A 13,561-nucleotide genomic window follows, 5' to 3' on the forward strand; every position below is an offset into this window, starting at 1 on the left:
GTTTCAAGCAACAAATTCGTTGCACGGACTCCACGGAGGCAGCACGCAATGCGACGACTGGTGCTGTTTCCACTGGTTGCCCTTCTCGGTGTTTCGCCCGCGCAGGCTGATGTCGCCGGTCGCGCTGCGGATGGACTGGGAACTCTGGTCAATGGGTCGGCGAACGGTCGCTGCAGCAGTGGTCTTTGCCGGATCGATGGTGGAAGAGACAGCGGCACCAACCGCTTTCATCGACTCAGTGAATTCGACACCCGCGGTGCGATTCAAGGCGTCTCGATCAACAGCGATGGTGTTCGCAATCTGGTTCTGGGAGTCACATCTCCAGACGGCAGCTTCATCAACAAAAGCGTTTCACTGACATCTCCCTCGCATCTGTTCCTGCTTTCTCCAGGGGGGATTCAATTGATGCCTGGTGCCTCTTTTCAGCAGATCCCTCAGCTGACGCTGAGCACAGCGGCACAACTGCGCTTTGCCGGTGGTGTGTTCGATGTGTTTCACACTCCGCAGCATGCAATTCCAGCTTTGGCTGGTGACCCATTGCCCGGTGCGCTGGGCTTGCTGTCTGGGGAATTGGCCGGGAAACGACCATGGATCCGCATGGAGGGAATCTCCATCGATGTCGACGAGGCTCTGCTCGTGGATGCTCCTGGCGGCCGTATTGATGTGGATCAGAGCCGGCTTTCGCTTGGCAATCCAGCAGGCGATGGGGGCAATCTCACGCTTGCCGCAGATTTGATCCGTATTGGGGATGGTGCGGAATTGCTGGCGACTGGCTCCGGAGACGGGGGCTTGGTTCAGGTCGGCGGCAGCTGGCAGAACACCGATCCAGCGGTGCGCCAGGCAACCCAGACATGGATGCAGCGTGGCTCTCTTGTGGATGTGTCGTCGACGGGTAACGGCTCCGGCGGAACAGTTGTGGTTTGGAGTGATCTCAACCATCCCTCTGGAGGGACGGTTGCGGAGGGAGTTCTTCTCGCCCGCGGTGGGCCCGCTGGTGGAGATGGAGGGCGGATTGAAACATCAGGTTCCTATTTGCGTGCTCAACCTGAAGTCATTGATGTCTCAGCGATCAAGGGATCGGCAGGTGAATGGTTGCTTGATCCTTACAACATCACGATTGGGAATTCAGCTGGAACGATCAATGAACAAACCGATCCCTTAGGTGGGGGACGGTTGTTTGAATCCAGTGCGTCCGCTTCACGGGTGGATGTTGCTGACATCAAGACGGCACTTGGCAGCGCAACCGATGTGCGGATTCTCACTGGATCAACGGATCCTTCTGAGGGAGGCAACATCACCTGGGAATCAGATGCATCGATCGATTACTCCAACAGCTCAGGAAATCTCACTCTTGATGCCGCCGGATATATCCAGCTCAATTCCAACATCACAACCGGCACCGGAGGCCTCACTCTCAAGGCCGGTACTGGTTTTGTTGAGTCTGCCTCGAGTGTCACCATGGACCTTAAGGGGCCACTTGAGGTTTCCACCGGTGACACCACCATCGGTACCTCTGGTCACGCGTCTCCAGAGCTGGCCGCCACGCTCACAGGCAGTGGTGAACTGACCAAAACAGGGAACGGCCGACTGATTTTGTCGGGAGGCAGCAGCACCTGGTCAGGTAACAGTGATGTGCAGGGGGGGGCACTGAGGGTGATTGGTGCCAATGCATTGGGCATTTCCTCAGTGACGAAGGTTCAGTCTGGCGCCACCCTCGAGGTTGCCGGTGGGATCAGCCTTGCCGAGAACATTGAGCTCTGGGGGGGCACGCTGACGAATTGGTCGGGAGACAACACAATTACCACTCCCGTTTTGCTCAGATCCAGTTCCACAGTTGATTTAAACCAGGACAGCCTCACGCTTAACCCCAGTACTGGCAATGCTGTTGCCGTTGATGTCGCTTCTTCGGCTTACAACTCTGATCTCACAGTGGCTGGTGTGGGTGAACTGGTTGTGGAGGCCGAGCTGAACCTCAAGGATGGTCAGTCCACCGCCACCTACGGCGACCTTCTCCAGACAGGGGCAGGTGTTGCTCGCTTCAAGAATGCCGTGTTGGTCCAGAGAGGGGAGGCCACCGGCGGTGGCACGATCTGGATGGATCAGCCGGCGGGATCATCAGTGCTGACCCCTTCAGGGGGGTCACTCTTTCTGGATAACGGTTCGTCCTTGCGCCGTGACCGCTCAGAAACGGTGACCGGCACCAGCCTCGAGCTGGGTGCTGGCGGTGGTGAGCTCAGCGTTGGGTCTGGTTCCACGCTGGTTTGGGATTCCCCCATCACAGGCTCTGGTGCATTGACCAAGGCCGGAGCTGGAACGCTCCGCTTTCCTGCTTCGGCGGCCATCAGCTACAGCGGAGCCACCGTTGTGAAGGACGGCTCCCTTGAGGTGCTTTCAACGTCGCCGACCACTGCCACATGCACTGGAACAGGTTCATCGAGTCTTTGCTCTGGTAGCGGCGGAGGCAGCGGTCGCAGCGGTGACGGCAGCGGTGGCAGCGGCGGTAAGAGTGGCGATGACGATGGTGGAAACAACGGGCTGGATCCTGTATCGGAGACCAAACCGGAATCAGTGGTGATCCAAGAGCAGCCTGAGTCCGAGGAGGACATCGTCTCGGTCGAGCTGCTTAACGCTGTGGAGGATGTTCCTGTTCTTCAACTGACGAATCAGACAACTGCTGTTGCCTCTGATCCAGAGACGTCCTCCGCCGGATCGGTGACTCTGCTCGCGGCGCAGCGGCAAAGTCCTGAAACCGGTCTTCAGGTTGATCTCGGCAGTGGCAGCGATGCATCGACGGATGCAACAGCAGTCACCACACAAACAACGGTGATGGCTGAGAGCACCCAGACCATGGCTCCCGAACAGGCCGTTGCACAGTTGCAAGAGTCTGACCAGGCCGCTGCAAGCCGCACGGCATCTTTGCTTGGCTTGGACCAAGCTCTTCAGAGTGCCCTCCCCTCCACACCCACTGTTGAGGATTTGCAGGGTGTGCTGGATCAGGTCGAGCGTCAAGGCCTCGGCATCAGTCCTGCGGTGCTTCAGGTGCGTTTCACGTCGTCTTCATCTGACAACGCTCAGGATGGTTTCCTCGACCTGACCCTGATCAGTTCGAAAGCTCCAGTCCAGGCTCGGCGTTTAACGGTGGACCGCGAGCGCTTTGCTGGCTTGCTCAAGGCCCTGTATCGCCAGCTGTCACGGCAGGAGCCGTTGGCGGTTGGCGACCCCACGTCGCCGACCCGTCAGCTGCACGCACTGCTGGTGGCACCGATCCAGGATGCGCTTCAGGGCCAGGGCATCCAGACGCTTCTGATTGCTGCTGATCAGGGCCTCCAGGCCGTGCCCTTCGCGGCGCTGAGCGATGGATCCAGCTTCTTCGGTCTGGATTATGCCTTCGGTCTTACGCCGTCTCTGGCTCTCACGCCCCTTGCACCGGCGCAATCATCACCCACAGGCCAGCTCGCCCTGGGCGCTTCCGAATTTGAAGGGTTGGCACCACTGCCGCTCGTGCCCCAGGAGCTGGAGCAACTCGATGTCTCAACCGGTGCCGACCGTTATCTCAATGAGGACTTTTCACCCCAGGCGCTGCTGACCGGGGCTTCTGACCAGCGCTATTCCCGCGTGCATGTGGCCACCCATGCCGACTTTCGACCTGGTGGGCCGGAGCAGTCGGTGCTGCACACCGGCACGGGGCCGATGTCGATGGCGCAATTTGCCGAACTGCGCCGCAAACGCAGCCAAAGTCCGCTGGATCTCGTGGTGCTCAGTGCCTGCCGCACACTTCTCGGCGATCAGGAGAGTGAACTCGGTTTTGCCGGGTTGGCATTGCAGGCCGGGGCCCGTAGTGCTGTGGGCACGCTCTGGTACGTCGATGACGTGGTGACTTCGGCATTCTTCGTGCAGTTTTATCGCTTGCTCGATCAGGGCCTGCCGAAGGCGGCCGCGCTGCAACGCACCCGGCAACTGTTTGGCTCAGGTCTGATTCGCCTTGAGGGTGATCAGGTGATCGGTCCAGATGAGCAGCCTCTGCTCAACGATCTCACGTCTGGTCAACGTCGCCGGATCTCCGCTGGGGTGCAGAACCCCTTTTTCTGGGCCGGCATTGAGCTGATCGGTTCACCCTGGTAATCACCGATTTCGAGGCATCACCGTGAGTGAGATCACAGCAATCTGTGACCGCGCTCACCCCCTCTGACAGTCGGCAGGCGTCAAGCTGGACCCGTCAGCACCTCCGTGCCGCTGCACGCCGTTCCATGGTCCGCTTTCCGTTCGTCACCGTCCTGATCTCGTCTCTGCTGAGTGCATTACTGGCGGGTGTGTTGTCCGCTCCAGCCCTGGAGGCCGCTCCACGCAATGTTTTCCCTGGTCGCAGGGTTGGCGGGGGCACAAGGGGTGAGTGTGCGGCACGACCGGTTGTGCATCTTGTGCCCGCTGCCAATGTGTTCAGTCCAGGCACAGCCAGACTGATTGCTGTGCTGGAAGGGCCGTCGCCGGACCCTCAGCCATTGGAGGTCACGCTGCGCTCTGCCTCGGTGAACGGAATCGTTGACCCTGATGCCGCACCGTTGATGCACAAGCAGCTTCCTGCGGCTGTGAATCGCCTGGTGCTGTTGAGCATTCCGGCTGCGACTGTGCCCATGCTCTGGGAGTCGTCCTATCAATGTGGTGGCAATGATGGTGGCGATGAATTCGGTTTCATCACAACGTCGGCACCACCGGCCCGCAGCCTCTTGTTACCCGATGGCAGTTCCGAGGCGCAGAATCGGTCTCAGCAGTCTGAGTTGGCTGCTCTTCAAGCTGCCTGTGGCAACACCACATCCCTGGCGCCTTTGAAGGCGAGGTTTCAATTCGATGATGTCGTCATCGATGACTCCTGGTCGGAGAGCGTCATGGTGCAGTGTTTCTGATTTCGATCACCTCCAGCGGTTCCAAGCGCCCCTTGATGTGGATTGTTCCCCATGACTCGCTGGTCGCACAGGCGGGGACTTTGTCGAGAAGGCACTGGGTTTCACCCGACAGCAAGATCCTCACCATGCCCTCATGGCGATCCTTCTTCAAGCCTTCCAGCCGAGAGGCGCAGTTCACGGTGTCGCCGATCACGGCGTATTCCAAACGCTTGCTGCTGCCTAGAGATCCAGTGAGTACAGGCCCGGAATGAATCCCAATCCGCATCCGCAACGGTGGCTGCCCTTCCCTTGCCAGAGCTTCATTCAGCGTTGAGATTTTGTTCTGAATTGTCAGGGCAGCTGCCACGGCCTGGCATGCATCCATGGCTGGAGTCTTGGAGACAGGAGCTCCGAAGACGGCCAGCATGCCGTCGCCGGTGAATTTGTTGACGATTCCACCGCGACTCGTGACCGCATCGACGCCGATGCTCATGCCACGGTTCAGCCATTGCATCAACTCCGAAGGGTTCAGCTGTTCGCTCACACTTGTGAAGCTGCAGGTGTCGCTGAACAGCACAGTCACCTGTTGTTCCCGACCCGTGAAACGTCCGTCTTTGATCAGATCTTCCCGTTGATCCCAGAGTTGCTGTGCAACAGCTGGAGAGCTGGTCTGACCCAGCAGGCGCCGCATCTCTTGCTGGTGACGTTGGCTTTGGATCCCACGCCTGAGGATGCCGCTGCCGCTGATCACCACCAGGCCAGAGAGAGGCATCGTCAGCCCGATCCAGATTCCGCCCAGCGTCAACCCGAACACTGTGCCAACGAGGAGAATGGCCGCTGCTGAGAGCAGCATCAGACTGCGGCGGATTCTTGCGGGGCGTTCAGCGATCAGGACGCCGAGCAGCATGATTGCCAGCAGCAGCAGTGAGCGTTGCCAACCATGGATGGTGACAATCTCGGGTATACGTCTCTGCAGCAGTCGCTGTAGTGCCTCCAGGCGCTGTGCATGCAGCTCCACCCCGGGAATTTCCAAAAACTGAGAACCTCTGACAAAGCGGCTCTGGGGAATTTCGAACAGATCACGCAGCGAGGGAGCCACGTTGCCGATCAGCACCACTCGACCGCTGATCATGTCCTGACCCACTTCGCCTTCGAGTAGTGCGGCCAAGTCAACAATGGGATAACGCCCTGGGGGATAGACCGGGAGCATGGCCTGATAACCGGCTGCATTGAGGTCCTGATAACCACCGGATTGCTTTTTCAGCCAGTACTGCTCGTTGAGCTGCTCGAGCTGTCTGCCCGGGTCTCTGGTCTGACTTGCTGTTTCCAGCAGGCGCAGCGGCAGTGATCGCACAGCGTCCGCCTGCCCACTCACGTGAACGAGATCACGCCTCACGACGCGGTCGGCATCCACTACCAGGTCATTGAAGGCTTGTTGCTGGGCAGGTGCTCCAGGGATCGCTGCGATCCCATTAAGTTCATTGCGAATCGAGATCAGGCGGGGATTGCGCTGAACCTCGTTTTGCAGGCAGGGTTTGGCCTGGTCGCGATACAGGTCAAGGCCGATGGCACCGGCGCCGAGGGTATCGAGCTGTTTCAGAGCTCGGCAGAGAAGGCTGTCGTCGAGGGGCCAGCCATAGCGCTTGATGTCGGCTTCGTTGATCCCGACCACCGTGATCGGCCAGTTCAGATCTCTGGCTTCGTCATCATTGCTTCGGTTGCGCAGGTTGATGGCCAGGTCGTAGACGAGCAGGTTGGCGGTTTCCACCAAGGGTGACTGCTGCAGGCCCACCAGCAGTCCTGTCGCTGCCGCATAGGGGATGGCCTGGCGAATCAGGCGCTGCCAGTTCATTGCTCCTGACTGGAGAGACTGAATAATCTCTGCATGCGAGCGATCAATGCGCGGCGCCGGGACTCAGCACGTTGCTGTTGGTTCGCTTTGAGTTGCTGTCGCCGTGCGGCCATGATCGAGCCCATGGTTTCGAGAATTTCAGGCTGTTCCTCGAGCAGTGGTAGCAAGTGTTTTCGCTCGATCTCGATCAAGACGCATTCGCTCTTGCAGATCACACTCGCTGAACGCACTTCACCGGTGCAGAGCGCCATTTCACCAAAGGCGTCACTGGTTTCAAGATCGGCGACGTGCCGACCTGGATGCCTTGAAGGGCTGTTGGCATTCAGCTGAAACACTTCCAGTGTTCCGCGGACCACAAGATAGAGGCTGTCACCACGTTCTCCCTGCCTGACGACCGACTCACCGGGTGCAAAGGTCTCGCAGCTTGCAAGATCGGCCAGCCTTTCAAGCTGATGCTCATTCAGGTGACCGAAGATTTCTGTTGAGGCCAGCAGCTTTTGCTTCTGCTCCATTGTGATCTCGCTGGATGGCAACCTGGCCGGGCTTGGCTGCGTACGAATGTCCCGAATGGGGTAGGGAATCGATTGATCAATGCGATGGAGTGCGTACCAGATCTGCTCAAGCACAGTGCTTCGCAGCTGGCGTAATTCCAGTGCAGTGGTCTGCCAGGTCAGCAGGCTGTAGGTGATGGAGCTGTCGGCGAAGGACGATACCCACACCTTGGGAGTGGGGTGACGCAGGACCTTGCGGTTGTGTTGAAGAGTGCGCTGCAGAAGTTGGATTGCCTGGCGTGGAGGCAGGCTGTAATCCAAGCCCAGATCGATGATCTGACCGACAGGTTCTTCAGGCTTGAAGCGGCGCAGGCCTTCCACGGCGATGCGGCTGTTGGGAACTACCGTGATTGACCCGTCCATTCCACGCACCCGGGTTGTCATTAAACGGAGTGATGTGACGACTCCTCGTGTGGTGCCCAGATCAATCCAGTCCCCTTCTTCAAAGGGTGAGTCGACTTGCAGCGAGATCCCCGCAAACAGATTTTTCAGGGTCTCCTGAGCGGCAAGACCGATCACCGCGGTGACCACGGCTGAGGTGGCTGCCAAGCCGACCAGGTTGACGCGGAAATCGCGGTGAATCACGATCATCACCACGGCTGTGATGATCGCCAGGGTGAGCAGGTCTCGCAGGATCTTGGCGGTGGGTTTCCACCAGCCCAGCTCTGCGGGAATCTGCAGGATGCCCCAGTTCAGGATGCGAATCAGGCTCAGAGCCCAGAGCAGCGTGATGGCTGCTGCCAGTGAGTTCTGCAAAACCGGCAGACCGCCGTAGCTGACGATTTCAGCCAGCTTGCTCAACAAAGGGATGCCGATCGCTGCAATCAAAGGCATTCGCAAAGGCGGCGGGCTGAGCTTCTGGTGTTTGCAAACCCGATGGACCGTCAGAAGTGCAACGATGACCAGAAGGCTCAGAGTCAGAGTCATGGCGCTCAGTTCTGCAGGTAGGTGCTCTGGCGCAGACTGATCTCAAGATGGTCCATGAGTCGTCGCGCTTCGGCGATCTTGAGCTGGTTCGTTCGGATCGAGCGCTCACTGGCGACACGCAAACGTTCCAGCAGAGATTCCGGGTTGTGTTCCATCGCCATCAGCACCTCGGCGTTGGTGTCGCCACGCACGACGTGATCCACCTGGTAGTCGCCTCCGGGTGCCAGACGAATGTGCACTGCGTCGGTGGTGCCGAACAAGTTGTGCAGGTTGCCCATCACTTCTTGATAGGCCCCTCCCAGAAACATCCCGATCAGATACGGCTCATCTGAACGCAGGGAATGCAGCTCCAGAAGTTGCTTGCTGCGTCCATCAGCAATGAAGCGGTTCAGGCGACCATCTGAATCGCAGGTCAGATCAGCGAAGTGGCCGAGCTCAGTCGGTTTCTCTGCTAGCCGGTGGATTGGCATCAGAGGGAAGAGCTGCTCAATGGCCCAGGTGTCGGGCGCAGAGCGGAAGATCGATAGGTTCGCGTAGTAGGTGAGTGCAAGAACAGCCGGTAAGGCTTGAAGTTCTTCGGGGAGTACGGCGTTCTCAGGGAGCCTTTCCACCAGAGCCCGTGCACAGGCCCAGGTGAGTTGTTCCGCCTGACTGCGTTCGGTGAGGCTCAGATAGCCAAGCCTGAATGCAGCTAATGCATCGTCCTTGAATTTGAGAGCATCGTTCCAGGCTTCCTGCAGTCGTGAGACATCCGCGCTTCCGTCATCAGGAAGCGTTTTGATTCCTTCCAGAGTGTCGTGCAGGTTGCGCACGATCAGCGATTCCGCTTCTGAGCGAGAGGGTGTGGTGTGCGGCAGTTCGCCGGTGCCGAGAACGTTGAACACCAGCACAGAGAAATGGCTGGCGATGGCCCGCCCGCTTTCGCTCACCAGAGTCGGAACGGTTACGTCGTGGGGTTCACAGCCTTCCTTGACCGTGGCGACCACATCGTTGGCGTAGTTCTGAAGCGAGTAGTTTGTCGAGGCGGCCGTGGCTGTGCGACTGCCGTCGTAATCAATGCCCAGTCCTCCTCCCACATCCAGATAACCCATCGGAGCTCCGAGTTTGTGAAGCTCCACATAGATGCGGGACGCCTCCTGCAGGGCGTCCTTCACCACACCGATGTCATTGATCTGGCTGCCGACATGGAAGTGGAGTAAGCGCAGCTCATCCAGAAGACCTGCCTCGCGTAGGGCTTCGACCGTCGCGAGGATTTCGGGGACCGGCAGCCCAAATTTGGCTTTGTCACCGACCGAATTGCCCCAGCGGCCGGTGCTTCGGCTCGACAGCCGAGCGCGGATCCCGATCAGAGGTGCAGCACCGAGTTCCCTGCTGGCATCAATGATCCGTTGCACTTCATCGGCTTGTTCGATGACGACAACGGGCCGTCTGCCCAGGCGCCTGGCCAGGATCGCCGTTTCGATATATCGCTGATCTTTGTAGCCATTGCAGATCAGCAACGCTTCGGGATCGTCAATGAGCGACAGGGCAATGAGCAGTTCTGCCTTGCTGCCGGCTTCCAGTCCGAAGTGCCAGCGCTTGCCGCAGCTCACCAGCTCCTCCACAACGTGGCATTGCTGGTTGCATTTCACAGGGAAGACTCCCTGGTAGCGGCCGCTGTAGTCGTATCGGGTGATTGCTCGCTCGAAGGCGGCATGGAGGCTCTCGAGCCGGTCTTCGAGGATGTCATCAAATCTGATCAGCAGCGGCAGGTTGAGGTTCCTGCCCTGCAGGCCTTTCACCAGTTCCACCAGGTCCAGGCTTCCGCCACGCTCTCCTCGTGGTTGCACGCTTACATGGCCGCGCAGATTGATGGAGAAGTAAGGATCCCCCCAACGTTCGAGTCCATAGAGCTCGGAGCTGTCCTGAATATTCCAGGCAGTGGTTGGCGCTGATTGTTCGTCGCTCTGCTCACGTCTTGGTTGGTTGGCGTCGGCGAGCACCATGCGTGAGAAAGCCCAGTGATGAATGGGCCAAATCTAAGGAGCTTGCTTCAGAGCAGCAGAAACCTGTAAGTGCCTGTCTTGCTTGCCAAGGGGGTAGCTGAGCACAGAAGATGGCAAGCTTCTTGATTCTGACTTTTCATGACCACCGAACGCACGTTCATCGCCATCAAGCCCGATGGTGTCCAACGCGGGCTGGTGGGTGAAATCCTCGGCCGCTTCGAGAGCAAGGGTTTCAAGCTGGTTGCCCTGAAGCAGATCACTCCCAGCCGCGATCTGGCTGAACAGCACTACGGCGTTCACAAGGAGCGTCCTTTCTTTGCTGGCCTGGTCGATTTCATCACGTCTGGTCCTGTAGTGGCCATGGTCTGGGAAGGTGATGGTGTGATCGCCAGTGCTCGCAAGCTCATCGGTGCCACCAAGCCCCTCGAGGCTGAGCCCGGCACCATCCGTGGTGACCTGGCTGTGAATATCGGCCGCAATGTGATTCACGGCTCTGATGCCCCTGAAACCGCTCAGTTTGAGATCGGTCTCTGGTTCCAGGCTTCTGAGCTCAATGATTGGTCCCCGTCCGATCAGGCCTGGCGTGTTGAGGCCTGATGGCTTGGTGATCGAGTGATTGACTTCAAGTCCTGGAACAATGTTCTGGGGCTTTGTTGAACTCTGTTCTCTTCGGGATTTACGGCACTGATAGTCGTCTGCCCGCTAGCTGCAGAAGATCGTTGAACCTGCAAACGAAAACCGCTCTGCATTTGCAGAGCGGTCGATTTCTGAAAGGAGCCAGGGATCGTTATCAGACCATTCCAAGCGAAGCTTGAACATCGTTGTTCATAAGTTGGTTCGGGTCCATTCCGTGAATCGTTGGGTTTGTTCCGAACAGACTTGGGCTTTCATTGGCTGGTTGGAGGCTGGCATTCAGCATCGTTGAGCTGCCTGCAGATTCCAGTTGTTGTCCAGGTGCTACGTCCTCTGAATCGATTGTTAGATCAATGTTTTGATGATTCTCTTGGCTCAGTAAGAAATCATTTTGATTGATGATTCTGGAGTTCAGATTGTGCTGACTGAAGTTGCCTGCCTGGACGTCCTTGAAAATCACCAAGGCAACTTTATCGTTCTCCTGTTGGTCAGAACCATCGGAATCAAAGTACAGGAGGCTGTCGCTGCCTTCCTGTGCAAAGCTTAAATAACCATCTTGAAAAATTGACTGGCGATTGAGACCAATCCCGTGGCCGATCAGGATGTCGTCGCAGTTGACGGTGTCGCCATTTTCGCCGGTCACGAAATCGACGAATAGCAGTGGATCGCGGAGTTTATCCCCTGCTTTTTGTGAATCAGGTGAGGCAAAGGTGGTGGCCTGTTGATTGTGTTCAGTGTTTGATGATTCCTCGACAGACGTTGAGATCATCTGATTGGTTTGCGCTTTCGCGGCCTCCGCAGGGGTGAGGTCCTGAATGATTGAATCCTCGAACTGACTCATCTGCTCCTGAGAGTCTTTCGCTTGGAGCAGGCTCGTGAAGTAGTTGCGTGTTAATCGCAGCTGGTCGGAGCCAGTACCGGAGGTGTAAGTGATTCCAGTGCCGCCATCGACGGTCAAGACATCAGCGTCAGCACCGGTGTCTACCAGCAGTTGTTTGGTCTCGAGGCCAGTGACTTTGACGCTGTCGAAGCCTTCACCAGTGCGCACAGTGCTGTTCAGTGCATTGCCCCTGATCTCGACCTTGTCGTCTCCAGGACCCACATCCAGTGTGCTGTTGCGCATGGCCCAGGCGTTGCTGCTGCTGCCGCGGGCCTGCGCATCAAGACGAATGAGATCATCACCGTCCTCGGTTTCAAGAACTGAATGGTCGAGACCGATGGCTTCGGCGTAGCCCTGGCGATTCCTGACGGAGGCTCTGATTTCGATCTTGTCGTCATCAGCTCCGGTGTTGATCTGAGAGTTGAGAGCGCCATAGGCGGCCATGGTGTCTGTTGTGCTGCCGCGAGCAACGGCATTGATGCGCAGATTGTCTTTGCCTAAGCCACTGATGATGGAGCTGTTGTCCATGCCGTAGGCGGGATCAAAGGCGCTTGCCCGGGTGACAGCACGGAGATCAACCGTGTCATGGCCTGCACCCACATCGAGTGTGCTGTTGCGCATGGCCCAGGCATTGGTGCTGCTGCCGCAGGCACGGGCATCAATGCGCACGTGGTCATGACCAGCTTCGGTTTCAAGCACTGAATGGTCGAGTCCGGTCGCTTCGGCATAACCGTTGCGGTTGCTTGCAGCAGCTCTGATGCGGACCTTGTCGTCATCGGCGCCGGTGTTGATCTGAGAGTTGAGAGCGCCATAGGCGGCGATGGTGTCAGTGGTGTTGCCACGAGCGATGGCATTGATGCGCAGCTTGTCTCTGCCTTGGCCGGAGGTAAAGGAGCTGTTGTCCATGCCGTAGGCAGGATCAAAGGCACCAGCACGGGTGACGGCACGGAGATCAACTTTGTCGTGACCAGGACCAACATCCAGAGTGCTGTTGCGCATGGCCCAGGCATTGGTGCTCATGCCACGGGCGTTGGCGTGAATGCGCACGCAGTCATTACCGCTTTCGGTTTCAAGCACTGAATGGTCGAGTCCGGTCGCTTCGGCGTAACCACTGCGATTGGTGGCGGAAGCTTTGATGTGGACCTTGTCGTCATCGGCGCCGGTGTTGATCTGAGAGTTCAGAGCGCCATAGGCGGCGATGGTGCCTGTGGTGTTGCCGCGAGCGATGGCATTGATGCGCAGCTTGTCTTTGCCCAGGCCGGTAAAGATGGAGCTGTTGTCCATGCCATAGGCAGGATCAAAGGCACCAGCACGGGTGACAGCACGCAGGTCAATGTTGTCGTGGCCTGTACCCACATCCAGTGTGCTGTGACGCATGGCCCAGGCATTGGTGCTCATGCCACGGGCGTTGGCGTGAATGCGAACGGAGTCATTGCCTGCTGCCGTTGCAATGGAGGAATTGTTGAGTCCGGTGGCTTCGGCGTAACCCCCTCGGTTGAAGGCACCAGCACGAATATCAATGTGATCATGATTATTTCCAGTGTTCATCGTCAGTCCATCCACAGTGGTGACGGAAACAGAAGGCTGGGGGCCGCGGTTGCGTTGGAAGGCCCGAGCAGTGAAGTTCATGGCTAATAATTTGAGTGGAGCATTTGCTCTCGAACTCACTCACCTTCAGCGCAAAGTTCTCCGGATCCTGTGATGCGAATCAGGCCTGATTCGCGGTTTGCTCAAGCAATCTTGTGATCTAGATCACGGTTTGAATGTCTGGGTCTGAAAGTGCCTGCAAATCATGGTTTTCAGCAGCTCTCGGTCCATGCTGGATTGAGTTTTTTCAAGGATTGCCTCGTCTG

The 13,561-nt window shown here is 57.9% G+C and carries 7 protein-coding genes; 3 read left to right on the forward strand and 4 right to left on the reverse strand.

Annotated elements, in window-relative coordinates; translation table 11 throughout:
- Nucleotides 1–48 precede the first annotated feature (48 nt).
- Both AC6EI9_RS10995 and AC6EI9_RS11000 read left to right on the forward strand, forming a co-directional pair.
- Nucleotides 49–4,122 carry a CHAT domain-containing protein gene (locus AC6EI9_RS10995; RefSeq protein ID WP_498467800.1) on the forward strand — a complete coding sequence of 1,358 codons (4,074 nt, stop codon included), beginning with the start codon at nucleotides 49–51 and terminating at the stop codon, nucleotides 4,120–4,122.
- 125 nt (nucleotides 4,123–4,247) lie between these two features.
- Nucleotides 4,248–4,901, forward strand: coding sequence for a hypothetical protein (locus AC6EI9_RS11000; protein ID WP_498467801.1), 654 nt, complete (start codon nucleotides 4,248–4,250; stop codon nucleotides 4,899–4,901).
- Here the strand turns inward: AC6EI9_RS11000 and AC6EI9_RS11005 are convergent.
- The 3 genes from AC6EI9_RS11005 to speA are packed head-to-tail and all read right to left on the reverse strand — an operon-like array spanning nucleotide 4,882 to nucleotide 10,195.
- On the reverse strand, nucleotides 4,882–6,732 hold the full coding sequence (locus AC6EI9_RS11005; RefSeq protein ID WP_498467802.1) for a CHASE2 domain-containing protein: 1,851 nt from the start codon (nucleotides 6,730–6,732) through the stop codon (nucleotides 4,882–4,884). The two genes, AC6EI9_RS11000 and AC6EI9_RS11005, sit on opposite strands and share 20 nt — an antisense overlap.
- The gene (locus AC6EI9_RS11010) at nucleotides 6,729–8,210 is read right to left on the reverse strand and encodes a mechanosensitive ion channel family protein (protein WP_498467803.1); all 1,482 of its coding nucleotides are present in this window, start codon (nucleotides 8,208–8,210) and stop codon (nucleotides 6,729–6,731) included. Before AC6EI9_RS11010 ends, AC6EI9_RS11005 begins: the two co-directional genes overlap by 4 nt.
- A 5-nt stretch (nucleotides 8,211–8,215) precedes the next feature.
- Nucleotides 8,216–10,195 (reverse strand): biosynthetic arginine decarboxylase, encoded by a 1,980-nt coding sequence (gene speA, locus AC6EI9_RS11015; RefSeq protein WP_498467804.1) that lies wholly within the window; start codon nucleotides 10,193–10,195, stop codon nucleotides 8,216–8,218.
- A gap of 138 nt (nucleotides 10,196–10,333) precedes the next feature.
- On the opposite strand from speA, the gene ndk reads away from it, so the two are divergent.
- A complete protein-coding gene (ndk, locus tag AC6EI9_RS11020) occupies nucleotides 10,334–10,792 on the forward strand; it encodes a nucleoside-diphosphate kinase (RefSeq protein ID WP_186989657.1) in 459 nt (152 codons plus the stop codon).
- A 193-nt stretch (nucleotides 10,793–10,985) separates the two neighbouring features.
- Here ndk and AC6EI9_RS11025 read toward each other — a convergent pair whose 3' ends face one another.
- The gene (locus AC6EI9_RS11025; RefSeq protein ID WP_498467805.1) at nucleotides 10,986–13,337 is read right to left on the reverse strand and encodes a hypothetical protein; all 2,352 of its coding nucleotides are present in this window, start codon (nucleotides 13,335–13,337) and stop codon (nucleotides 10,986–10,988) included.
- Nucleotides 13,338–13,561: the final 224 nt, after the last annotated feature.

The sequence above is a fragment of the Synechococcus sp. MIT2312 genome (assembly GCF_059772315.1).

Excerpts from the sequence above, each read along its gene's own strand:
- AC6EI9_RS10995 (WP_498467800.1), top strand. The coding sequence starts at position 49 with ATGCGACGACTGGTGCTGTTTCCACTGGTTGCCCTTCTCGGTGTTTCG.
- AC6EI9_RS11000 (WP_498467801.1), top strand. The coding sequence starts at position 4,248 with ATGGTCCGCTTTCCGTTCGTCACCGTCCTGATCTCGTCTCTGCTGAGT.
- AC6EI9_RS11005 (WP_498467802.1), bottom strand. The coding sequence starts at position 6,732 with ATGAACTGGCAGCGCCTGATTCGCCAGGCCATCCCCTATGCGGCAGCG.
- AC6EI9_RS11010 (WP_498467803.1), bottom strand. The coding sequence starts at position 8,210 with ATGACTCTGACTCTGAGCCTTCTGGTCATCGTTGCACTTCTGACGGTC.
- speA (WP_498467804.1), bottom strand. The coding sequence starts at position 10,195 with ATGGTGCTCGCCGACGCCAACCAACCAAGACGTGAGCAGAGCGACGAA.
- ndk (WP_186989657.1), top strand. The coding sequence starts at position 10,334 with ATGACCACCGAACGCACGTTCATCGCCATCAAGCCCGATGGTGTCCAA.
- AC6EI9_RS11025 (WP_498467805.1), bottom strand. The coding sequence starts at position 13,337 with ATGAACTTCACTGCTCGGGCCTTCCAACGCAACCGCGGCCCCCAGCCT.